Source organism: Rhizobium zaerense (genome assembly GCF_051810725.1).
In the GTDB taxonomy this organism is placed as follows: Bacteria; Pseudomonadota; Alphaproteobacteria; order Rhizobiales; family Rhizobiaceae; genus Rhizobium; species Rhizobium leguminosarum_I.
The window spans coordinates 3,793,244-3,816,415 of record NZ_CM132690.1 but is presented as its reverse complement, the minus strand read 5'-3'; the positions used below and the strand labels follow the sequence as shown (position 1 = coordinate 3,816,415).

At 61.3% G+C, this 23,172-nt stretch carries 18 protein-coding genes and 1 pseudogene; 6 read left to right on the top strand and 13 right to left on the bottom strand.

Annotated features, from left to right (window positions below):
- Positions 1-70: 70 nt before the first annotated feature.
- From pepN to ACS4RR_RS18635, 3 genes are all read right to left on the bottom strand, one after another.
- The gene (pepN, locus tag ACS4RR_RS18645) at positions 71-2,719 is read right to left on the bottom strand and encodes an aminopeptidase N (RefSeq protein WP_260298468.1); all 2,649 of its coding nucleotides are present in this window, start codon (positions 2,717-2,719) and stop codon (positions 71-73) included.
- 188 nt (positions 2,720-2,907) lie between these two features.
- Positions 2,908-4,014 carry a methyl-accepting chemotaxis protein gene (locus ACS4RR_RS18640; protein WP_222293113.1) on the bottom strand — a complete coding sequence of 369 codons (1,107 nt, stop codon included), beginning with the start codon at positions 4,012-4,014 and terminating at the stop codon, positions 2,908-2,910.
- Positions 4,015-4,104: 90 nt separating this feature from the next.
- Positions 4,105-4,362 (bottom strand): hypothetical protein, encoded by a 258-nt coding sequence (locus ACS4RR_RS18635; RefSeq protein ID WP_222293116.1) that lies wholly within the window; start codon positions 4,360-4,362, stop codon positions 4,105-4,107.
- Between ACS4RR_RS18635 and ACS4RR_RS18630 the strand changes: the two genes are divergently transcribed.
- Both ACS4RR_RS18630 and ACS4RR_RS18625 read left to right on the top strand, forming a co-directional pair.
- Positions 4,361-5,299, top strand: coding sequence for a DMT family transporter (locus tag ACS4RR_RS18630; protein ID WP_162118969.1), 939 nt, complete (start codon positions 4,361-4,363; stop codon positions 5,297-5,299). The genes ACS4RR_RS18635 and ACS4RR_RS18630 overlap by 2 nt on opposite strands.
- A 245-nt stretch (positions 5,300-5,544) precedes the next feature.
- Positions 5,545-6,417: a hypothetical protein gene (locus tag ACS4RR_RS18625; protein ID WP_456189114.1), complete on the top strand. Its 873-nt coding sequence runs from the start codon at positions 5,545-5,547 to the stop codon at positions 6,415-6,417.
- A 91-nt stretch (positions 6,418-6,508) separates the two neighbouring features.
- Here the strand turns inward: ACS4RR_RS18625 and ACS4RR_RS18620 are convergent, their stop codons facing one another.
- The 6 genes and pseudogenes from ACS4RR_RS18620 to ACS4RR_RS18595 all read right to left on the bottom strand — a co-directional run bounded on the left by ACS4RR_RS18620 (position 6,509) and on the right by ACS4RR_RS18595 (position 14,003).
- Complete coding sequence (locus ACS4RR_RS18620) at positions 6,509-6,667, bottom strand: hypothetical protein (protein WP_164902133.1); 159 nt, start codon at positions 6,665-6,667, stop codon at positions 6,509-6,511.
- A gap of 99 nt (positions 6,668-6,766) precedes the next feature.
- Positions 6,767-6,958 carry a hypothetical protein gene (locus ACS4RR_RS18615; protein ID WP_017963605.1) on the bottom strand — a complete coding sequence of 64 codons (192 nt, stop codon included), beginning with the start codon at positions 6,956-6,958 and terminating at the stop codon, positions 6,767-6,769.
- A gap of 131 nt (positions 6,959-7,089) precedes the next feature.
- Positions 7,090-7,990, bottom strand: a pseudogene (locus ACS4RR_RS18610) (uracil-DNA glycosylase).
- A gap of 68 nt (positions 7,991-8,058) precedes the next feature.
- Complete coding sequence (locus ACS4RR_RS18605; protein ID WP_170261272.1) at positions 8,059-9,351, bottom strand: Hsp70 family protein; 1,293 nt, start codon at positions 9,349-9,351, stop codon at positions 8,059-8,061.
- Positions 9,352-9,579: 228 nt separating this feature from the next.
- Positions 9,580-12,696, bottom strand: coding sequence for an efflux RND transporter permease subunit (locus ACS4RR_RS18600; protein ID WP_170261273.1), 3,117 nt, complete (start codon positions 12,694-12,696; stop codon positions 9,580-9,582).
- On the bottom strand, positions 12,693-14,003 hold the full coding sequence (locus tag ACS4RR_RS18595; RefSeq protein ID WP_222293129.1) for an efflux RND transporter periplasmic adaptor subunit: 1,311 nt from the start codon (positions 14,001-14,003) through the stop codon (positions 12,693-12,695). The genes ACS4RR_RS18600 and ACS4RR_RS18595 overlap by 4 nt, the downstream gene beginning before the upstream one ends.
- A gap of 304 nt (positions 14,004-14,307) precedes the next feature.
- Here ACS4RR_RS18595 and ACS4RR_RS18590 point away from each other — a divergent pair, with 304 nt between their 5' ends.
- Positions 14,308-15,186: a phosphotransferase family protein gene (locus ACS4RR_RS18590; protein WP_222293132.1), complete on the top strand. Its 879-nt coding sequence runs from the start codon at positions 14,308-14,310 to the stop codon at positions 15,184-15,186.
- A 10-nt stretch (positions 15,187-15,196) separates the two neighbouring features.
- On the opposite strand, the gene ACS4RR_RS18585 is transcribed toward ACS4RR_RS18590, so the two are convergent.
- The gene (locus tag ACS4RR_RS18585; RefSeq protein WP_017963613.1) at positions 15,197-15,985 is read right to left on the bottom strand and encodes an SDR family oxidoreductase; all 789 of its coding nucleotides are present in this window, start codon (positions 15,983-15,985) and stop codon (positions 15,197-15,199) included.
- Between the two features lie 251 nt (positions 15,986-16,236).
- Here ACS4RR_RS18585 and ACS4RR_RS18580 point away from each other — a divergent pair, with 251 nt between their 5' ends.
- Entirely contained in the window at positions 16,237-17,901 is a 1,665-nt protein-coding gene (locus tag ACS4RR_RS18580) for an electron transfer flavoprotein-ubiquinone oxidoreductase (RefSeq protein WP_222293135.1), read from the top strand.
- A 136-nt stretch (positions 17,902-18,037) separates the two neighbouring features.
- Positions 18,038-18,652 carry a L,D-transpeptidase gene (locus ACS4RR_RS18575; protein WP_260110512.1) on the top strand — a complete coding sequence of 205 codons (615 nt, stop codon included), beginning with the start codon at positions 18,038-18,040 and terminating at the stop codon, positions 18,650-18,652.
- 201 nt (positions 18,653-18,853) lie between these two features.
- Here the strand turns inward: ACS4RR_RS18575 and ACS4RR_RS18570 are convergent, their stop codons facing one another.
- Positions 18,854-19,759, bottom strand: coding sequence for a DMT family transporter (locus ACS4RR_RS18570; RefSeq protein ID WP_222293137.1), 906 nt, complete (start codon positions 19,757-19,759; stop codon positions 18,854-18,856).
- A gap of 97 nt (positions 19,760-19,856) precedes the next feature.
- Between ACS4RR_RS18570 and ACS4RR_RS18565 the strand changes: the two genes are divergently transcribed.
- Positions 19,857-20,378 (top strand): Lrp/AsnC family transcriptional regulator, encoded by a 522-nt coding sequence (locus ACS4RR_RS18565; protein WP_222293140.1) that lies wholly within the window; start codon positions 19,857-19,859, stop codon positions 20,376-20,378.
- Between the two features lie 24 nt (positions 20,379-20,402).
- Here the strand turns inward: ACS4RR_RS18565 and mgtE are convergent, their stop codons facing one another.
- On the bottom strand, positions 20,403-21,776 hold the full coding sequence (gene mgtE, locus ACS4RR_RS18560) for a magnesium transporter (RefSeq protein WP_456189113.1): 1,374 nt from the start codon (positions 21,774-21,776) through the stop codon (positions 20,403-20,405).
- A 327-nt stretch (positions 21,777-22,103) separates the two neighbouring features.
- Entirely contained in the window at positions 22,104-23,117 is a 1,014-nt protein-coding gene (locus ACS4RR_RS18555) for a zinc-binding alcohol dehydrogenase family protein (protein WP_456189112.1), read from the bottom strand.
- Between the last annotated feature and the right edge of the window lie 55 nt (positions 23,118-23,172).

Below are 23,172 nucleotides of genomic sequence, written 5' to 3'. Positions count from 1 at the left end.
GTTTTTCCAGGTGATTCGGGGCGCTGGGCGACCGGCCGTCGAATTTTTCGGGACGGCCGGTCGAATCAAATTACCCTTTAAGCGTGCGTTCGACGATATCGCGCACGTCGGTCGAAAGATCGGCGGCTCGCTCGATCTCGATCAGCGCCGAGCGGGCGTGATCGGCGCGTATTGGTTCGAGCGACCGCCAGGAGCGCATCGAGGTGAGGATGCGGGCGGCAAGCTGCGGGTTACGCTCGTCGATATCGAGAATTTGACCGGCGAGGAAGCGATAGCCTTCGCCGTCGGCGCGGCCGAAGCCGGTCGGGTTGGCAAAGGCGAAGGTGCCGACCAGCGCCCGCATTCGGTTCGGATTGGTTCGCTTGAAGAGCGGATTATCCATCAGGGTGCGAATCCGTTCCAGGGTTTTGGCGCCCGGAATGCCGGCCTGGATCGCGAACCATTTGTCGATGACGAGCGCGTTCTCCGCGAAGCGGTCGCGGAAGCTTGCCAGCGCCTCGCTCGTCTCCGCGCTGTCGGGAAAACGATGAGCGAGAATCGTCAGCGCATGGCTGAGATCGGTCATGTTGTTGGCCACATCGAAGGCGGCCTTGGCGCGCGCCGGCGTCTGTTCGGCATACGAGAGGTAGGTGAGGGCGCTATTGCGCAGCGCCCGCAGGCCGGCACTTTTTGCATCCGGGCTGAAATCGCCTGATGTCGTCATCGCGGCGTAGAGGCCGGCAAAGACGTCCTTTCCGGCATCGGCGATCTGTTTCAGGATCGCCTGCCGGCCGGCATGGATGGCATCGGGATCGTTGTTGCTACCAAGTTCGCGGGCGATATCGGATTCGCTCGGCAGAGCCAGCGCCTGGGCACGGAAGGCAGGCTCAAGGTTGTCATCGTCGGCGGCCGTGATCAGCGTCTCGATGAAGGTCGCCTCGCAGACGACAGGCTTGCCCTCGCGGGCGTCGCGTGCCGCTTTCAAGAGGTTCGGCAGCGCCAGATCGGTCAGCGCCTGCCAGCGGGCGAAATGATCGGTCTCATGGCGGGCGAGATGGGCAAGATCGGCCGGGCTCTGATCGAAATGCAGGTTGATCGGCGCCGAGAAGCTGCGGTTGATCGAAACGACCGGCCGCGAGCCGATGCCATGGAACACGGCCGTCTGGGTGCGGCCCGTGAGATGCAGCACCCCGCCGGCATATTCCGCGCCATCGACCGAAGTCGGTTCGATCTTGCCGCCGTTTTCGCCAAACAGCGCGAGGCTGAGCGGAATATGCATCGGCTCCTTGCTCGGCTGGCCGGGCGTTGCCGGGATCATCTGTTCGAGCGACAGTGTGAAGCTGCCGGCCGCCGCATCATAGCTGCCCGATGCGCTGACGAGCGGCGTGCCGGCCTGATGGTACCAGAGCGAAAATTGCGAGAGGTCGCGTCCGCTTGCATCCTCAAAACATTTGACGAAATCCTCGATCGTTACGGCCTGACCGTCATGGCGGTCGAAATAGAGGTCCATACCTTTCTTGAAGCCGTCCTTGCCGAGCAGCGTCGCGATCATGCGCGTGATTTCGCTACCCTTTTCGTAGACCGTCGTCGTGTAGAAATTATTGATCTCGCGATATGTCGTCGGCCGCACCGGATGGGCGAGCGGGCCGCCGTCCTCCGGGAACTGCTCCGATTTCAGGTGGCGCACTTCGGCGATGCGCTTGACCGGGCGCGAGCGCTGGTCGGAAGAGAATTCGTGGTCGCGATAGACCGTCAGGCCTTCCTTGAGGCACAGCTGGAACCAGTCGCGGCAGGTGATGCGGTTGCCGGTCCAGTTGTGGAAATATTCATGCGCGATGATCGCTTCGATATTGGCATAGTCGGCATCCGTCGCGATTTCCGGATCGGCTAGGACGTATTTGTCATTGAAGACGTTGAGGCCCTTGTTCTCCATTGCGCCCATGTTGAAGTCGGAGACGGCGACGATCATGAAAATATCGAGATCGTATTCGCGTCCGAACCTCTCTTCGTCCCATTTCATCGAGCGTTTCAGCGCGTCCATGGCATAGGCTGCGCGCGGTTCCTTGCCGTGCTCGACATAGATTTTCAGAACCACCTCGCGGCCGGACATGGTCGTGAACGTGTCTTCGACGACACCGAGATCGCCGGCGACGAGCGCGAAGAGGTAGCTCGGCTTCGGATGTGGGTCGAACCAGGCGGCGAAATGCTTGCCGGGGCCGTAGCCGGCGCCGCCGAGGAAGTTGCCGTTCGACAAAAGCAGCGGGTTGGCGTCTTTGTCGGCGATGATGTTGACCGTGAAGGGCGCAAGCACGTCGGGCCGGTCCGGGAAATAGGTGATGCGGCGGAAACCCTCCGCCTCGCACTGCGTGCAGTAGATGCCACTGGTGCGGTAAAGGCCCATCAGTTCGGTATTGGCCTCGGGGTTGATAATCGTGGTGATCGTCAACTCGAAGGGCGCGCTCTCCGGCAGGTCGCGCACCGTCAGGCTTTCCGGTGTTGCATCGTAACGCGAAGGGTCCAGCTCCACCTGGTCTAACAGCAGCCCCGACAGCGTCAGTTCGTCGCCGTCGAGAACGATCGGCGCCGCCGGATCGGCGCCCGGGCGACGATGAAAGATCAGGCGCGCCTCGACCTTGGTCTCTGTCGGGTCGAGTTCAAAAGTGAGGTCCACGCGTTCCAGCACGAAGTCGGTGGGACGGTAATCTGCCAGATGAATGACCTGGCCGGTATCTGTTCGCATGGTGTTTCCTGAAGACCGTTATTTGACAACCGCGGAATACAGAGGCGGGCGCACTCTGCCTTAAATTTTGCCGGGGATGATTACATTAAAGTCTGAACTAAACTTAAAGCAAATTGCCCGCGAACACCAAGTTTGCGGGCAAAATATCTTATTGGCAACGGATGAACGCAGCAGACGGGAAAATGCCGCTACTTCAGATTGAGTGCGGCCTTGATCGTCGCGTCGTTTTCGGTCTGCTGGACGACGACGCCGTACCAGCCGAGCCCGTCGTAATCTTCGTAGCCAAGAGTGTGCGCGAAGGCGACGATCGAGTCGTTATTGTCGTAGTAGCTGCCTTTCGCCTGGCCGGACGGATTGGCGAGCGCGAAATGGGAAAACAACAAGGCGGGATTGGTGGTGGCGATGACCCGGCTCTTGCCGTCGAGCAGCATGACCGTCGTTCTTTCCGCCAGCTGCGGCGGCAGGTTCGCCTCTTTCTCGACGATCGCCTGGCCCTGGTTCTGCCAGTCGAAATAGACGCCGAGCGTGCCGACCAGCCGCCCGTCGAGCTTGCCCTCTTCGCGGATGCCTGTGGCATAAACGAGCGCATGCCGGTTATCGTGCAGCGGGCTCGCTTTGACGTCGTCGACAATGTACGCGTCGCCGGAGGAGCAGGCCGACGCTGCGCGGAACCACGGATCGCTGGCAAGGCTCATGCCTGCGAGCTTGCGCTGGAACTTGGGATTGGCGGATGCGACCACTTTGCCCGAGAGATCGGTCATGACGAGATCGAGATAGACGGTGTAGAAGCGGTTGATGGCGCCGAGACGCTCCGCTGCAAAGGCGGCGGTTTCCCGGCTCTGGTTCTGCAGCGCCTGCCAGAGTGATGGGTCCGTCGCCCACCAGCGCACATCGGCCGTGCGCTCGAAGAGATTGCGGACGATGAGCTGCACCAGCGTCTGCGCCAGATCGGTGAGGCGAACGCCCTCCATCTCTTCGACCAGCGAATCGGCCATGGCGCGGCTGAGGCCGATGCGGCCGAGCACGTTGCTCTCGAACCTGCCGGTGATGTCGGTCGCGATCTGCGCCAGCCGCTGCACTTCGTTGGCAACGACGGCAAAACCCTTTCCAGTCTCGCCGGCTCTGGCCGCCTCGATCAGCGCATTGATTGCCAGCAGCTTGATCTGCTTGACGATATGGGTGTTGTCGGCGCTGAAGCGCTCGAGGTCGGTGCTGATGCCGTCGGTGACGACGCGCATGGACCGCGGTGTCGCATTCTGCGACTGGGCAATGGTTTCGGCGCTAAGCGGCTTCATCAAACATGATCCTGGAAGGAGCGGGGAATTGTTTGTGCGGTGAAGAAAATTTCGAGATCAGCGATAAAAAACGATGCTTGCCTATGGTTTTCAATTGGTTAACGCTGAGCAGTCAGAGGCGAACATTTTAGGGGGAATGGCTAAAAAGAGGGTGATTTCGGAGCTATGGCGCAGATACGGCACGATTGAGCCCGAGGCTGAAAGGCGATTTGCGATTCTCCCGCCTTGCTCGCGATTTTTTCGCCAATCGGGTTTTTCTTTCGCTACGATGGAAGCCGTCACCCGTTGCGTTCCCGAGTCGAACGCGTCCCCCGTTCCGGTTAAGTCAGTATCAAGAGCCAGGATCATGCACTCGGTTCTCAGAAACCCGATGAGAGGCATTGCGCTGAAAGTCTCGTCGGTCGTGGTCTTCCTGGCCATGCAGACCTTCATCAAGCTGGCGGGCTCGGACATTCCGCCGGGTCAGGTCACCTTCTGCAGGTCCTTCTTCGCGCTCTTCCCGATCATGGCCTATCTGGCCTATAACAGGCAGTTGCGCGCCGCCTTCTACACGGCCAATCCAATCGGTCACCTCAAGCGCGGCACGATCGGCATCTTGTCGATGGCTTTCGGTTTCTACGGCCTCCTGCATCTGCCGCTGCCGGAGGCGATCGCGCTTGGCTACGCGTTGCCGCTCGTCGCCGTCATCTTCGCCGCCGTTTTCCTCGGCGAGACCGTGCGCATCTATCGCTGGAGCGCCGTCTTGGTCGGCATCGTCGGCGTCGCCATCGTTTCCTGGCCGAAACTCACGCTGTTTCGCGACGGCGGCATGGAAGCCGAACAGGCCGTCGGCGCGCTCTGCGTGCTGTTCTCGGCCGTTCTTGGCGGCATGGCGATGATCCAGGTGCGCCGCCTCGTCGAAGAGGAGAAAACGGCGACGATCGTGCTGTATTTCTCGATCACCGCCTCGGTCTTCTCGCTGGCTTCTCTTCCCTTCGGCTGGCTCATCCTGCCATGGCCGACAGCGCTCTATCTGATCGCCGCCGGTTTTTGCGGCGGCGTCGCGCAGATCCTGTTGACGGAAAGTTATCGCCATGCCGATGTCTCCACCATCGCACCGTTCGAATATACGTCGATCCTGCTCGGCGGCATCGTCGCCTATTTCGTCTTCGGCGACGTGCCGAGCGTGACCATGCTGATCGGCACCGTCATCGTTATCGCCGCCGGCATCTTCATCATCTATCGCGAGCATCAGCTGGGCATCGAGCAGAGAGAGGCGCGCAAGGCCACGACGCCGCAAGCCTGAGAGCGACAGGCGCATGTTTATCAAGGTTTTAACGCGGGGATTGCGGTGGCTTGAAACTTGCTCTCAACGACTGAAAAGAGTGGTGAATTCTTGGGATACCGTCGGCCTGTGGAATATGATTGTTGAAGATGAGAGAGTATCATTTATTCCAAGCTGTGCATGTCTGAATGGCCGCTGATGCCGGATGAGCTCTCGGTATCGTTGCTCCGAACGCTGGCCAGCGAGCGGAGGTGGAGAAAAGCAGAATGGCATTCACAGCGGAGCAATTGGTGGGGAACTCTTCCTTTCTGATGAGCATTCGCTTTTTGGCTGGGCAGATGCGCGGCATGTTCGATGCCGGTCCGCGGCTGGCGCGATTGCTCGCTTCTCATCAACGCTGGGTTCTGACCCAGACTGCCTATGCCCTCCACCTGGAATATGATCCGCGCGACCCGACGTCGGGTTTCACCGCCGTGCGGCTGACCGGGCGCATCACCGCACACAAGGTCGCGAGCCGCAACACGGTGCTCGCCTTCATCGAAGAACTCTATACCTACCGCTTCATAACCCACACGCCCGGCGACGAGCGGCGGCGGCCACGTCATTTCGAACCGGCCGATGTCAGCCATCAGGGGATGTTTGCCTGGCTTTTCTCCAATCTCGGTGCGCTCGACCTGCTCGACGGCGGTCAAAGGGCAGCCTTTTTCCAGGCAAATCCATCAGTGATGCGGCTCATTCAGCCGCGCATTGCCCGCCATTGCCTCGAAGATGCCGCCTGGCGCGAACCGCCGGAACAGGTGGCGCTGTTCCTCTGGACGGAAGCCGGCGGCCTCGTCGTCGATAATTTCATCGCCCGGATGGATATGGAAGGCAGCGAGCCGAGGAGATTGTCGGTCGGCCGCGTCGAAACCCGTGCGCTCGCCGCCGATTTCATGATGTCGCGCACCCATCTGCAACGGCTATTGGCAAAGGCGGCGCAACGCGGCTGCGTCGGCTGGTATGACGAACCGCGCAAGACGCATCTTTGGATATCGCGGGAATTTGTCGAGGAATATTGCGCCTGGCAGGCGGTCAAGTTCGCCTATGTCGACGAAGCCTTCGAATGGGCGAAGGCCCAGATCGAGGAAATGGCGATCTGACCAGAGCACTTCCAGCAAAAGTGCGCAGCGGTTTTACGTCCGGAATGCGTGAAAACAAAGAGATAGAGCATTTCCATGACTCGGAAATGTTCTAGAGAACGATCGCCGCTGTACCTGCGCCAATGCGGGATCCGGCATCGGCCGGCTTGACCGAGAGTTCGCGCTCATATTCCCGCGCGGCGCAGACGGCAACGCGGATATGCTCGAATGTTTCGATGTTGCGCAGAAGCGATATCAGGATCGTCGACATGTCGGGGTACTCTTGACACGAAAGGGCAGGCGATGCGCCTACAGCGCTGCGCGTCTTTTTAAGAGGCGCAAAGGACGCTGCAACACTTTGAGTCTCTGCTCAATACTGCTGGAAGTCCGAAAAAATGGCGTTCGGACGCGCCGTGCGGCTGTTGATGCCGGTGCCGCGGGCAATCATCTGTTCGTTCGTGGCAAAGCCGAAACGGCTGTAGCCTTGAGTGGAACGAACCTGGTCGCCGGCGAGGCGAAGGGTTTCAAACCCGCTATGGATAGGACGAAAACGTTTGCTCATGGCCTTGGTTCCTGTGATTCCTCCCAAGACACAGCTCATATTGCAATGCAGCATTAATTCCGCAATGCGTCATGACGGGATGCAGCCATGCGAGCAATGCATAGATTGATTCATAAATTATTCAACTTTGGCTAATTTCTAAGCAAAGAGAGGGACTTAAGCTTCGCCTGAAAGGCCAGCAGGTCGTTCCAGGCCAGCCGCTTGTTTACAGGTGCGGTTAACAGATCCTGCGGATGCAGGCTGGCTATGGCAGGAATGACACAGTCCGCAACGGCAATCTCCTTCCAGCGGCCGCGCAGGCCGTGAATCGTATCGTTTTCGCCGAAGAAGAAACGCGCCGAAAAATTGCCGAGAAGCAGGATCGCCTTCGGTTCGGCAAGTGCGATCTGCCGCTCGATGAAGGGTCGGCAGATGTCCATTTCCGCCGCCGAGGGCGCACGATTGCCAGGCGGGCGCCAGGGGATGACCTGCGTCAGCAATATGGCTGAGCGCTTCAGCCCGATCGCCGCCAGCATCTTGTCGAACAGCTGGCCGGATTTCCCCGAGAAGGGCATGCCCTCGCGATCGTCTTCGGCGCTCGGCGCCGAGCCGATCACCATGATCCCACTTTCGGCATCGCCGCTGGCAAAGATCGTCGAGCGGGCGCTGTGCTTGAGGTTGCAGCTGTTGAAGGCTTCGATCGCGGTCTTGAGTTCGACAAGCGATCGCGCGGTTTCGGCGACGAACCGCGCCTGCTGCACCGCCTCGCCGTCAGGGATCGCAGGTTGTGGGCCGGGCGCTGCGCGTTCGGCAGGCGCTGGGCGGGCCGCTGCATTCGGACGCGGCGGTGCCTGACCCGGGGCAGGGCGTTCCCCAGCGGCAGGATGTTGCTGCTGCGCCCGCCGCCGCCGGGCGGCGGGCGGCCTTCATCGCCTCGAACTCGGCGAAGCGGTCGATCGCCTCTTCCTCCAGCAGCCATTCCACGCCGGCATCCGCATGGAAATGCAGAAGCGCTGCAAGCTCGGCGGGGGAAAGGTCGTTGGCGGAGATCATGCGGCAAGTCTAGCGGAGTGACAGGGGCATTGAAAGGGCGGGTGGCAGATTGCCCGCCCTTGTCTTCGCTATTGCACAGTCCATTGCGCGATGTCGTCGCGTTCGCCGATCAGCGCCAGACCATGGGCGATCGACAACAGTTCGCCGCCGCTTTCGATCCGGTCGCGCTCGAAGCGTTCGGTGAAGATGCGGCGCACCGCCGGCACGAAGGAAGTGCCGCCGGTCAAGAACACCTTGTCGATCTCCGCAGGCTTCGTTTCGGTCTTGTCGAGCACGTCGTCGAGCGCGCCTTCGATGCGGGCGAGATCGTCGGCGATCCAGCCTTCGAAATCGCTCCTCTTGATGCTGCGATGTCCACCGCGACCGAGTGGCGCGAAATCGAAAGGCGCTTCCTCCGAGGCCGACAGCGCCATCTTCGTCGCCGACACAGCCTGATAAAGCGGGTAGCCCTCGTCATGGTCGATGAGGTCGATGAAGATTTCGAGCTTTTCCGGCTCCAGGCTGGTGCGCACCAGCTTCTTCAGATCCTCGAATTCGCGCGTCGTCTTGAAGATCGACAGCTGGTTCCAGCGGCCGAAGCTGGAATAGTAGTTGGACGGCACTTCGAGGATCTTGTCGAAGCTTTTGAAATGGCTGCCCTTGCCGATCATCGGCGCGACGATGTTGTCGATCATCCTGTAGTCGAAATGGTCGCCGGCGACGCCGACGCCGGAATGGCCGATCGGCGTTGCCGTCAGCTTGCCGGCGACGGTTTCGAAGCGGATCAGCGAATAGTCGGTCGTGCCGCCGCCGAAATCGGCGACCAGCACGGTGGCATCCCGCTTTAGGTTCTGCGCGAAGTAGAAGGCGGCGGCGACCGGCTCATAGACATAGTGGATCTCGGGAAAACCGAAGCGCGACAACGCCTCAGTGTAGCGTTCGGTCGCCAGCGCCGGATCGGGGCTGGCGCCGGCAAAATGCACCGGTCGGCCGGTGACGATGCGGCTGACGTCTGAAGGCCAGTTGTCGCCGGCATAGTTGCGCAGGCGCCGCACGAAGACCTCCATCAGATCCTCGAAATTATGCCGCTTGGCAAAGATCAGCGTGCCCTGGAACAGCGCGCTCGCCGCAAAGGTCTTGATCGACTGCAGAAAGCGACACTCGCCGGGATTGTCGATGAATTGGCGGATCGCCGCATGGCCGGCCTCCACCTTCAATGCGGAAGCGCCGAGCTGGGCATCCTTCATGAAGGAAAGCGCCGTGCGCATGCTGTCTGCCGTACCCTCCGTGCTCGTGAACGCCATCGAGCGCGTCGTCCCGCCGTCCGCCATGGCGAGAACCGTATTCGTCGTGCCGAAGTCGAAACCCAGCGCCTGAGCCATGCTCGCACCTCTTCATGCCGATTGTTATTGGAGACGGAGCATCGCTCCGCGAAAGGGCGTGAGACGCCCGGATTCAGGAGGGCGGGTGATGCCACAGGGGCGTGACACATTCAAGGGGATTTAAGAGCCTATATGTTTCGTAGCTACGCTGCCTTCCTTTCTTCTCCCTGGCGGGCGAAGAGGGTCGTCGCAAGGCAAGTCAGCACTGCCGAGGCTTGCAGACCGCCGTTACTCGGCGGCCATCGCCCTTGCCTCTTGCAACTCCGGCTCCTCGACCTTCTTCTGGCCAGTCAGCCGGCCGAGGAAGTTTCCGAAGCGGTCCATCTCGACGAAGATGACGGGGGTGATGAAGAGCGTCAGCATCTGCGAGACGATCAGGCCGCCGACGACGGCGATGCCGAGCGGCTGGCGCAGTTCCGAGCTTGCGCCGGTGCCGAGCGCGATCGGCAGGGCGCCGAGCAGGGCGCAGAAGGTCGTCATCATGATCGGCCGGAAGCGTCGCACGCAGGCTTCGTGGATCGCAGGCGTCGCCTTTTCGCCCCTCGTGCGCATGGTCTCCACCGCCACGTCGATCATCATGATCGCGTTCTTCTTGACGATGCCGATCAGCATCAGCAGGCCGATGAGGGCGATGATCGACAGGTCGAAGCCCACGATCTTAAGGGCCAGCAGTGCGCCGAATGCTGCGGCCGGCAGGCCGGAAAGGATGGTGAGCGGATGGATGAAGCTTTCATAGAGCACGCCGAGCACGACATAGATAGTCAGCACCGCCGCCAGGATCAGATAGGGCGTATTGCCCTGCGACTGCTGGAAGATCTCGGCCGTACCGCCATAGGACGTGAAGACGTCTGCCGGCACGCTGATGTCCTTCTTGATCTGGTCGATTGCCGCCGTCGCATCGCTGAGCGAGACGCCTTCCGGCAGGTTGAAGGAAACGGTGGTCGAAACCAGCTGGCCCGTCTGGTTGATGGTGACTGGCCCGGTGGTGCGTTGGACATGCGCGAAGTTCGAAAGCGGCACCAGGCTGCCATTGGCAGAGGCGACACGGATCTCCGAGAGCTTCTGATCGTCCCAGGGTTTGCTGGTATCGTATTCGACGATGACGTCGTAGCTGTCGCCGGTCGACTGGATTTCCGCGGCAGGATATCCGCTGAAGGATTCCTGCAGCGTCGTGCGTAGCGTGTCGTTGTCGATCCCGTAGGCGGCTGCCCGCTCGGTATCGATGACGATATTGGCCTGCAGGGCGTTGTTTTGGGCATCCGATGTCACGTCGGTGAACAGCCGCTCCTTGCGCATCGCCGCCTGAATCTTGCCGGCCCAGAGGTTGGTCTGATCCGCACTCAGCGCCTGCACCACCAGCTGATACTGGCTCGCGGTCTGGCGGCCGCCGAAGCGCAAGCTCTGGTTCGGCGTCACGAAGGCCTGGACGCCTGGGATCTTGTTGATCGCCGTGCGCAGCTCGCGCAGTGTCTGATCTAGCGGCGGACGCTCTTTCTTGTCCTTGAGTTCGACGAACATCGAGCCGTTGTTCTGTGGTTTGTTGGGATTGCCGCCGATCGTCGACATCACGTGGTTGACCGCCGGGTTCGCCTTGACGGCGGCTGCCGCCTGCTGCTGCAGCGCCTCCATGGCGGAATAGGAAATGTCCTGCCGGGCCTGTGTGCTGATCGTCAGGCGGCCGATATCTTCCTGCGGGAAGAAGCTCGTCGGCAGCGCCATGAAGAAATAGATCGTTAGCGCCACCGAGCCGAGGAAAACCCCGAGGATCGTCAGGCGATGCTGAAGGCACCAGCCGACAGCCCTGTCATAGCCGCGCAGCGTCCGTTCAAAGCCGGCATCGAAGATGCGGATGAGGAGCGGCGGGCGGCTCTGGTGGTTGGACAGACGTGAGGCGAGCATCGGCGTCACGGTTAGCGAGACGATGGCCGAGGAGATGATGGCGATGGCAACCACCATGCCGAATTCGTTGAACACGCGGCCGACGACGCCGCCCATCAGCAGGATCGGGATGAACACCGCAATCAGCGACACCGACATGGAAATGATGGTGTAGCTGACTTCGCCCGCACCCTTGATCGCCGCTTCCCGCACCGGCATGCCTTCTTCGACATGGCGCAGGATGTTTTCGAGCATGACGATCGCGTCGTCCACCACGAGCCCCACCGCGAGCGTCAGCCCGAGCAGCGAGATGTTGTCGATGCTGTAGCCCAGCACATACATCATGCCGAAGGTCGAGATCAGCGACAGCGGAACGGCGAGCCCCGGGATGATGGTTGCTGTGGCATGGCCGGTGAAGAGGTAGATGACGAGAACGACGAGGCCGATCGTCAGCAGCAGCGTGAACTTCACGTCGGAGATGGCATCGCGAATCGGTTTTGCGGCATCGTTCATGACGACGGTGTTGACCGAAGGCGGAATTTCGGCGTGAAGCTGCGGCAGCTTGGCGTTGATCGCATCGACGACATCGACCGTGTTGGCATCTGGCTGACGCTGGATGGCGAGGATGATGCCGCGTTGGCCGTCATACCAGCTGCCCGTATACTGGTTCTGAACGCTGTCCTGCACATCGGCGATATCGCCAAGGTGGACGGGTGCACCGTTCGGATTGGCAATGACGAGCGAGCGGAATTGTTCGGCATTGGTGCGCTGGGTATTCGCCGTGATCGTCATGCTCTGTGAATTATTCTGCAGCGTTCCCACAGGCTGCTGGCTGTTGGCGGCAGCGAGCGCCTTGTTGACGGTATCGATGCCGATGCCGCGGGTTAAAAGCTTGTTGGGATCGACCTCGACGCGCACGGCATAGGTCTGCGCACCGTAGACGCTGACCTGGGCAACGCCGGGAAGTGTCGATAGCGACGGCGAGATGATGTTCTCGGCGATCTCGTCAAGCTTGCTGCGCGGCATAGTGTTGCTCTGTACGGAGAGCAGCATGACAGGCGCATCGGCGGGGTTGGTCTTGCGATAGCTCGGCGGCGTCGTCAGATTGTCGGGCAGTTGCCGGGTGGCATGCGAAATCGCGGCCTGCACGTCGGCTGCGGCCGCATCGATATTACGACTGAGGTCGAACTGAAGCACGATGCTGGTGCTGCCGAGCGAACTGGAGGCGCTGATTTCAGTGATCCCGGGAATGGTCTCGAACTGCTTGATCAGCGGTGTCGAAACCGAGGTCGCCATCGTCTGCGGCGAGGCGCCGCTCAACTGCGCCGAAACGTTGATGGTGGGAAAATCGACCTGCGGCAGCGCCGCGACAGGTACGAGCTGATAACCGGCAAGACCGGCCAGAATGACGCCGATGGCAAGCAGCGTCGTTGCGACGGGGCGCTGGATACAGAAATTCGGGATCATTGCTGAGCTCCCACCGCGATCGTCTCGGAGGGCTGCTGTTGCCGAGGCGCTTCGGCGGAGGCGACATCCAGCGCCTTTTCGTCGAACTGCTCGTTGATCGCCTGCTGGTCGCTGAGCTGGCCCTGGCCCTCGACGACGACATGATCGCCTGCCTGAAGACCTGATTCTATGGCGGTGAAGCCGCCATTTGCGCGGGCAATGGTGACGGGCGTCAGATGCGATTTGCCGTCTTTGGCGACGAAGGCGAAGAAACCCTCCGGGCCGGGGCTGACGGCAACCGTCGGCACCACCACCTGCTGTTCGTCATTGTTGAAATGCACGACGATGTTGACCGACTGGCCGGGCCAGAGCGCGCCGGAGGCATTTTCGAATTTCGCCTTGGCGAGGATCGTGCCCGAGGCCGTATCGACCGTATTGTCGTAGAAGCTGATCTCGCCCTTTCGGATTTTGCCCTTGGTGGAATTGGGAGCCGTGCTGACCTTGACCGGACCGCTTGCCAAAGCACTCTTCAGCTCCCGCAGATAGCGCTCCTGCAGGTGGAATTTCACATAGATCGGATCGTATTTGGCAATGGTGACGATTGCCGCACCGGCACTGAGGAATGCACCCTTGCTGACAGCGATATCGCCGAGCCGGCCGTCGAAGGGCGCGCGGATATCGGTGTGCTCGAGTAAGATCTGATCGGAGGCAAGCGACGCCTTGTCGGCGTCAACAGTGGCTGCAGCGGTGTCGCGGGCGGCAACCGCCTGGTCGAGGCTCTGCTGGGTGCCGGCCTTTTGATTGAAGAGATCCTGCGCGCGCGTCAATGCGGTTTCGGCTTCCGAAAGCGTTGCCGCGTCGCGCACGATCATCGCATTGTCCTTGTCGACGGTCGCCTTGGCCGTCCGGTCGTCGAGCTTGGCGATCAGGTCGCCGGCTTTCACGGTCGCCCCATCCGGCGCATCGATGCTGACGACCAGACCCTGCTCCTGCGCGGCGATGGTCGTGTTGTCATCGGCATCGGCCCAGCCGGTCGCCGTCACATCCATCGGCAGCGTCGTTTTCACGGCCGCAACCGTCTTGACGACGGTCGGGCCCCCGCCGCCGCGTCTGCGCCCGCCGCCCTGATGTTGCCCACCGTCCTGCGCCTGATTGGCCTGCCCCTGATCGGCCTGCGCCTGCTGCCCGCCGACATTGCCGGCTTCCGGCTGCTTGATGAACTGCGAGAGGTAGGGAATGCGGGAGGCATAAGGGACCAGATTCCCGAATTGCCAGACGCCGACGGCGGCAACTGCGATAACGCTGACGGTGATCCAAAATTTCTTCATGGGCGAGACCGGTGTTTGGGCAAGGTTGCGGGGAGCAAGGTTGCGAATATTATACCCCGATTAAGCCACTTATATTGCGGCTCAAAAAAGACATAATTCCCGGGGTGTGATCACTAAGTGGTTATAACGGCTTAAATTTTTGTAATGAATATTCCGTAATATTCAAACTGTACTAATATAGCCTCAGTGTTACCCAATGCCGTTTGGCGGAAGCGACGCAAGCGGTTCGGCAGAAGGCGATGTCGATCCGCCTGCCGTTCAGCGCACGGGAAGAACATGGGAAAAACCAAGAAGGCAGGTCGTCATGACCGAGTTGGACACCAGCGAATTTCGCTCTCTCATAATAAGCGTGTTTCCTGAACTGACGGCCTCCGTCTTTAAGCTGGCGGCCAGGGGCTGGGATTCGCTTGCCGTCGACGTCGATGACACGCTGATCTTCAAATTTCCCCGCAATCTCGGCGCGGAAAGAGCGCTTGTGAAAGAAGCCGCCTTGCTCGACATTGTTCGACCGTCGCTGTCGATGGCGGTTCCCGACATGCGCATTCACGACGGGCCGCCGATCTTCTCCAGCCATACCAAGATCGAGGGCGAACATCTCATTGCCGAAGATTACGATGCGCTTGGCGCAAGCGATCGTCAGCGCCTCGCGGAAGATCTCGCGCGTTTTTACGCCGAGCTGCATGTGCTCGATGCCGATCGCATACGCTCGGCGGGTGCCGGGGCAATCCAGCCATGGCAATTGCCCGAGACGGTGCGAATAAAGGCTTTGCCGTTGCTGCCGCCTGACATCAGGAGTTTTGCGCAGGCCATTATTTCGGATTTCGAAGCCTTGCCTCCCGATCCCTACGGCAACATCTACGGCTTCTTCGACGGTCACGGCTGGAACATGGCCTTCGATCATGCGCAAAGGAGGCTGAACGGCATTTACGATTTCGCCGATTCCGGCTTTGGCCCGCTGCACCAGGAATTCATTTACTCGAACTTCATCTCGCCCGATCTGACCGCGCGCATCATATCGGCCTATGAAATGCTGACCGGACGCAGGCTCGACCGGCGGCGCATTGCGATCCTGACCGGCTTCCATCGTCTGTCCGAGCTCGCCGAACTTGCGGACGATCCGGCGAACGTCGAACAGATGATCCGAAGTGTGGCGACATGGGCGACGGCGGTCCGCGTCGGCTGAGAGGGAATGGTCAGACGGATCGTGCCGCGCCGCCGTCGCAGCGGATGAGCGAGCCGGTGATGTAGCTTGCCGGTTGGCTGCACAGGAAGGCAGCCGTTGCGGCGAATTCCTCGACCTTGCCGTAGCGGCCGACCGGAATACGCGCCTCCTTGTCGGTACGGATCTCGTCGAGGCTCTTGCCGGTCCGCTTTGCCGCCGCTCCGTCGAGATCGTCGAGCCGCGCCGTCAGGATGCTGCCGGGCAAGAGCAGGTTGGTGGTGACGCCGAAGCCCGCCACTTCGGAGGCAAGCGTCTTGCTCCAGCCGGCAAGGGCCGGGCGCAGCGTATTCGACAGCGCCAGGTTGGCGATCGGTTCGATCACGCCGGATGAGGCAACCGTCAGGATGCGGCCCCAGCCCTGCGCCTTCATGCCGGGCAGCAGCGCATTGGTGAGCGTGATCACCCGCACGACCATGGAGAGGAAATAGCTTTCGAGCTTTTCGCCCGTCATCTCCTCCGTGGTGCCGGGCGTCGGCCCGCCGGTATTGTTGACGAGGATATCGAGCCCGCCCAACTTCTCCTTCACCGCCGTCGTCGTCATCTCGACGAAGCGTTCGTCCCCGAGATCGGCCCAGATCCAGTTGGCCCGGCCGTTGCCTTCATCATTGATCGCCTTGCAATTGGCCTCCAGCTGTTCGCCGCTGCGCCCGCAGAGCAGCACGTTTGCGCCCTCCCGCGCCAGCGCCACGGCGATGCCGAGGCCGAGGCCGCGCGAAGAGGCGAGGACGAGTGCCCGTTTGCCTTTGATGCCGAGATCCATGATTGTCCTCCGATAGTGTCGAGCGATGTATAAGGCGCAAGCGGCGGAAAAGGAAAGGGGATGTGACCGGACTGGGGATGTTTGATAATTGATGTTGACGTAAGCGTTATGCAATTCTGCCTCACGAGGCGTCATCATTGTGCGAATTGGAAGATTGGCTGTCGTATCCCGGCTCGACAATGCTTTCTCGTTTTGACAAGAAAGTGCCATGACGGGATGACGGCCGCGTGCCGCCAAGCGGAGACGAGTGAATGACCGAGACGACTGAGCTGCCAGAACGCGAGAGCATGGAATTCGACGTGGTGATCGTCGGCGCAGGTCCTGCCGGTCTTGCGGCGGCGATCCGGTTGAAGCAGGTCAATCCGGAGCTCTCCGTCGTCGTGCTGGAGAAGGGTGCGGAAGTGGGCGCGCATATCCTGTCTGGCGCCGTCGTCGATCCGATCGGTATCGATCGGCTGCTGCCCGGCTGGCGCGACGAGGCCGATCATCCCTTTAAGACCGAGGTCAGCGCCGATCACTTCCTGCTGCTTGGCCCGGCCGGCTCTGTTCGCCTGCCGAATGTGCTGATGCCGCCGCTGATGAACAACCACGGCAACTACATCGTCTCGCTTGGGCTCGTCTGTCGCTGGCTGGCGGTGAAGGCCGAAGAACTCGGCGTCGAGATCTATCCAGGCTTTGCTGCAACCGAAGTGCTCTACAACGACGAGGGCGCCGTCATCGGTGTTGCGACCGGTGATATGGGCATCGAGAAGAACGGCGAGCCCGGCCCGAACTATACCCGCGGCATGGAACTGCTCGGCAAATATGTGCTGATCGGCGAGGGGGTGCGCGGCTCGCTCGCAAAGCAGTTGATCGCCAAGTTCGATCTGCAGAAAGACCGTGAGCCGCAAAAATTCGGCATTGGCATCAAGGAGCTCTGGCAGGTCAAGCCGGAAAACCACAGGCCGGGCCTGGTGCAGCACTCCTTCGGCTGGCCGCTCGGCATGAAGACTGGCGGCGGCTCCTTCCTCTATCATCTGGAAGACAATCTGGTGGCCGTCGGCTTCGTCGTCCACCTCAATTACAAGAACCCCTATCTCAATCCCTTCGAGGAATTCCAGCGCTTCAAGACGCATCCGGCGATCCGCACCACCTTCGAGGGCGGCAAGCGGCTGTCCTACGGCGCTCGCGCCATTACCGAGGGCGGCTACCAGTCGGTGCCGAAGCTCTCCTTCCCCGGCGGGGCGCTGATCGGCTGTTCGGCCGGTCTGGTCAACGTGCCGCGCATCAAGGGCAGCCACAATGCGGTGCTGTCGGGCATGCTGGCGGCCGAAAAGATCGCCGCGGCGATCGTATCAGGCCGCAGCCATGACGACGTGATCGAGATCGAGAATGAATGGCGCAAGGGCGACATCGGCAAGGATTTGAAGCGTGTACGCAACGTCAAGCCGCTGTGGTCGAAGTTCGGCACGGCACTCGGCGTAGCGCTCGGCGGGCTCGACATGTGGACGAACCAGCTCCTCGGTTTCTCCTTCTTCGGCACGCTGAAGCACGGCAAGACCGATGCCCAATCGCTTGAGCCCGCCTCGCAGCACAAGCCGATCGCCTATCCGAAACCCGATGGCGTCTTGACCTTCGATCGCCTGTCCTCGGTGTTCCTGTCGAACACCAATCACGAGGAAGACCAGCCGGTTCATCTGCAGGTCAAGGACATGGCGCTGCAGAAGAGTTCGGAACACGACATCTATGCCGGCCCGTCGACGCGTTACTGTCCGGCCGGCGTCTATGAATGGGTGGAGAAAGACGGCAAAGACGTCTTCGTCATCAACGCCCAGAACTGCGTGCACTGCAAGACCTGCGACATCAAGGACCCCAACCAGAACATCAACTGGGTGCCGCCACAGGGCGGCGAGGGGCCGGTCTATCCGAATATGTGAGGCGGATTGTCCTCGCGGTCGACAATTCTTGCGTGCTGACGCCTTCGTGATCGCCTCCTGCCGGAGGCTGTTAGCCGTTCGTTAACCATAATTTCCTTAGCTTGCGACATCATGTTGACGCACTAAGGACACATTCATGACGATCTCGCGCCGGGGCTTCCTGATCGCTCTACCGCTTTTCGTGGCCGGCTGTTCTTCGACCGGCCTGAACAGCCAGACGAATTACGCCGCACTTCCGGATGAAAAATTCCCCTTGGGGCAGGTGCCGATCGACAAGATCAAGCCGGAACTTCGCCGCCAGGAAGTGGCCTACGAAACCACGCATGCTGCCGGCACCGTGATCGTCGACACGCCTGCGCGCCGCGCCTATTACGTCCTCGGCGACGGCAGGGCGATGCGTTATGGCGTCGGTGTCGGCCGCGAGGGGCTGGCATTTGCCGGTAACGCCTATATCGGCCGCAAGGCCGAGTGGCCGAGCTGGACGCCGACGGAAAACATGCAGCGCCGCGAAGAGCGCTATCGCAAGCTTGCCGGCGGCATGCCGGGCGGCCCGAACAGCCCGCTCGGTGCGCGGGCGATATATCTCTACCGCGGCGGCAACGATACGCATTTTCGCATTCATGGCACCAACCAGCCGCAATCGATCGGTCTTGCCATGTCGAGCGGCTGTATCCGCATGATGAACCACGACGTGATCGACCTCTATAGCCGCGTCGAAGTCGGCGCCAGGGTCGTCGTCATCCAGGCCTGACGTGTCCGTTCCAAGCTCGGTTAGAGGAATTCCAGGAAAAGTGCGAAGCGGTTTTCCGTCCGGAATTGCGGGAAAACAAAGAGATAGAGCATTTCCGTGATTCGAAGAAAAACGGAAAAGTGTCTAGGACGCCCTCTCCATTGAAAAAGCCGCCGCAGCGATGGCTGCAGCCGGCTTTCCATCTGCTGTTGGTGTTGGATTTCAGCGGCGCGGTGCGGCGATACCCGTCGAAAGCGCCACACCGATGCCGGTGATCACGGCGGCGCTGATTTCCGTCATGCCGATCGCTTCGCCAAGCAGCAAGCCGCCGCCGAGGGTTGCAAGCACGGGCGTCAGCGCCGTGAAGGCGGCAGCCTGTGTTCCGCCGAGTGTTCTGACGGCGGTGCCGTAGGCGACCATGGCGACGAGACCGGAAAGAACGCCCTGGCTCAGCACCTGCAGGCCGATCTCGTGAAGCGGAGCCTGCGGCAGCGAGATGCCGAAGCTGAGGGCAAGCGTGCCCATAATCAGAAAGGACCAGACGGCGATCAGGGCGCTCGCTTGCACGGAGGTCAGGCCGGAGCGGCGGAAGGCATGCGTATAGCTCGCCCAGAGAATGGCGCCGGCCGGCAGCAGCACGAAGCTCGTCCAAGGCAGCGAGGCGTCCGCAAGGCTCTGCGTGAGGAGGATCAGCACGCCGGCGACGATCGCAACGAGCCCAGCAATGCGTGTGCCGTCGGGTCTTTCGCGAAACAGCGCGATTCCGATCAGCGCCGCGGCGAGCGGCATCGAGCCGCCGAGCAGAATCCCCGAGGAGGCGGCCGGCGTCGAATGGATTGCCAGCGTGGTCAGCAGGAAGAAGACGGCGCCGGAACCGGACACCATGATCGCCAGTAGGTGAAGCGGCAGGCCCTTCGGCAGCAGCCCCGTCTTCAGCCAGACAGGCGAAAGCACCAGAGCCGGAATTCCGAAGCGGATCAGCCCGATGTCGATCGAGCCGAGCGGTGTTGCTGCGCTGTGGCGGGTGACGAGAAACCATGTCGCCCAGATCAGCACGGTAATGGTGCCGCCGGCATAACCCAGTACCTGCGACGGCGACTTGTCGTTGGAAAATGCAATGGTGGTCATCGTCTTAGTCCTTTCCTTCATCCGGAGCCTGTCCGGTTGAAGAAAAGATTAGCGCCAGAGCCCAAGGCATGTCCTTGCTATCTCTAGCTCTAAAATCATGCTATGCGCAATCTTCTGCCAATCGAGGCCAATGGGGATCGCGAAAATGCCAAATCTCGATAAATTCGATATCGCCATCCTGAAGTGCCTGCAGGAGGATGCGCGGGCCACCAATGTCGAGATCGCCGAGACGGTGAACCTTTCACCGTCGCCCTGCCTGCGCCGCATCCGCAATCTCGAACGCTCCGGTATCATCCGCGGCTACACGGCGGATATCGACCGCAAGGAGGTCGGTCTCGGCCTCACCGTCTTCGTCGAATTCAAGGTCGTCCAGCACAGCCGCGAAAATTCCGAGGCGCAGCAGAAGGCGCTGCTCGCCATCCCCGAGATCGTCTCCTGCTTCCTGATCTCGGGCACGGCCGATTTCCTCGCCGAAGTGGTGGTGGAGGATCTCGCCGCCTACGAACGGCTTCTGACCGAAACGCTGCTGACCCTGCCGAATGTCAGCGACATCCGCTCGAACTTCGCCATCCGCAGCATGAAGACGCATGGGCCGTTGAAGCTGCCCGAGGGGAAATAATTCCCCTCGGGGCTTGCGTGCGGGTTAGAGCAGCGTCCCGCTGAGGATGAGCAGCGCCACCGAGAAGTAGATGACGAGCCCGGTGACGTCGACCAGCGTGGCGACGAAGGGGGCCGAGGCGCTGGCGGGATCGAGCCTGAGCTTCTGCAGCACGAAGGGCAGCATCGAACCGCAGATCGAGCCGAAGGTGACGATCCCGATCAGGGCGGCAAAGACCGTGACGGCGACCATCTGCCAGTGCGGGCCGTAATCGTAAAGCCCGGCCGACTGCCAGAAGACGATGCGGATGAAGCCGACTAGGCCGAGGATCGCGCCGAGGACGACGCCGGTCGGCAGTTCGCGCAAAAGCACCTTCCACCAGTCCGAAAGCTTCAGTTCGCCGAGTGCCAGCGCCCGGATGATCAGCGACGTCGCCTGTGAACCCGAGTTGCCGCCCGAGCTCATGATCAGCGGGATGAACAGCGTCAGCACCACGGCCTTTTCCAGCTCGCCTTCGAAATGCTGCATGGCGCTTGCTGTCAGCATTTCGCCGAGGAACAGGGCGGCGAGCCAGCCGGCGCGCTTGCGGATCATGCCGGGGAAGCCGATTTTCATGTAGGGCTGGCCGAGCGCCTCCATCCCGCCGAACTTCTGGGCCGCTTCCGTCGTGTCTGCGATCATCGTGTCGATCACGTCGTCGACGGTGACGATGCCGAGCATCTGCCCATGTTCGTCGGTGACGGGCAGGGCGAGCAGGTCGTGCTTGCGGATCAGCCGGGCGACATCCTCCTGCTTCATCAGCGGATCGGCCGAAACCGGCACGCCCTTCTGAGCCACGGACAGAATGGAGGCGTCGGGCTCGCCGGTGATGAGGCGGCGTAGCGTCACCACATGCATCAGTGCATGGCTTACGTCGTCGAGCACATAAATGGCGTAGATGGTCTCGCGCGAGCGTTCGACCTGGCGCACATGATCGAGCGTCCGGGCGACGGTCCAGCTATCAGGCACGCTGACGAACTCCGTCGTCATGATGCCGCCGGCCGTGCGCGGCGGATAGCCCATCAGGTGCTGGATCGCGATGCGCACCGGTTCGTCGAGGCTGGAGAACAGCCGGGCGCGGGTCTCGCCGTCGAGTTCGAGCAGCACGTCGGCGACGCGGTCGTTGGACATGCCGTGCAGCAGCCGCGCGGCGTCCTCGGCGCTGATCAGCGCAAGGATGTGCGCAGCATTGCGAAGCTCCGGCCGGTCGAGAATGTTGACCGCATAGTCGAGCGGCATGCTGGTCAGCACCCGCCCGGCGTCCTGGACGCTCAGCGTATTCAACGATTCGACGCGTTCGGCGGTCGTTGCGCCGCGGCTGTTGTTGATGAAGGCGCGGGCGGCATGGCCTGCCCTAAGAGGGAAGCGATTGATGTTCATTTGAGGCTCGCCTTTCCGTCGATCCGCCGTAGCGTCCGATCGGGCGAGCCGACAGGAGTCGGTCAGCGCACGAGGGCCGCGTACGGCAAAGGCAATCGACTGCTACTGTCGCTTGGCATCGTTATGATGGCTCCGTTGAAATCCGTGGCCGACGAGTGTCATCCACGTGAATGCTAGGTGGTCCCGGACGCGGAAAAAGTCAAGCGGGATAAATGCTTAACGCCAGAATGCCGCACCCCCGCGATGCGGCATTCCAGGCGGGTATGGCCAGGCGGGTGGCTTGTAGACCTTGCGGGTCCGAAAACACCGGCCCCGCCGGCTGCGATCTCAGAACCCTGCAAGCACCGCCTTGCCCTTCATCCTGCCGCTTTCGACCATGGCATGCGCCGTCTTGAGGTTTACCGCATTGATCGGCCCGACGATCTCTGAAAGCGTGGTGCGGATCTTTCCGGCGTCGACGAGCTCGGAAATCCTGTTCAGCAGCTTGTGCTGCTCGATCATGTCAGGCGTGCCGTAGAGCGGGCGGGTGAACATCAGCTCCCAATGAACGGAGACGGCCTTGCGCTTGAAGGGCACGATGTCGAGCGTCTTCGGATCGTCGATCAGCGCGAAGCGGCCCTGCGGCGCAATCGCTTCGACGATGTCGCCGATATGGCTGTCGGTATTGGTGGTCGAGAATATGAATCCCGGCGCGCCGATGCCAAGCGCTGCCACCTGCGGTGCGATCGGCCTGGAATGGTCGACGACGTGATGCGCGCCGAGTTCCTTCACCCAGTCCTGCGTTTCCGGCCGCGAGGCCGTGGCGATCACGGTCAGGTCGGTCAATGCCCGGGCGATCTGGATGGCGATCGAGCCGACGCCGCCGGCGCCGCCGATGATCAGGATGGATCGTCCCGCTCCCGAAACCGCGTCCTGTACTTTCAGCCGGTCGAACAGCGCTTCGTAGGCCGTAATTGAGGTCAATGGCAGGGCGGCCGCGGCCGCAAAGTCGAGGCTCTTCGGTTTGGCGCCGACGATACGCTCGTCGACGAGATGGAATTCGGCATTGCTGCCCGGGCGGCTGATGACCCCGGAATAGAACACCTCGTCGCCGGGCTTGAACAGGGTGACATCAGCGCCGATGGCGTTGACGATGCCGGCGGCATCCCAGCCGAGCACCTTGAACTCGCCCGCGGGCGGTGCGGAATGGGCGCGCACCTTCACATCGACGGGATTGACCGAAACGGCTTTGATTTCGACGAGCAGATCGTGGCCCTTGGCCTCCGGCATCGGCAGCTCGACATCGATCAGCGAGGTCTCGGCGGAAATCGGCTGGGGCGTTTTATAGGCGACGGCGCGCATGGGAAACTCCTGTGTTCGTTGCACGGAAGCTAGATGCGCACTATGGTCCGACAAC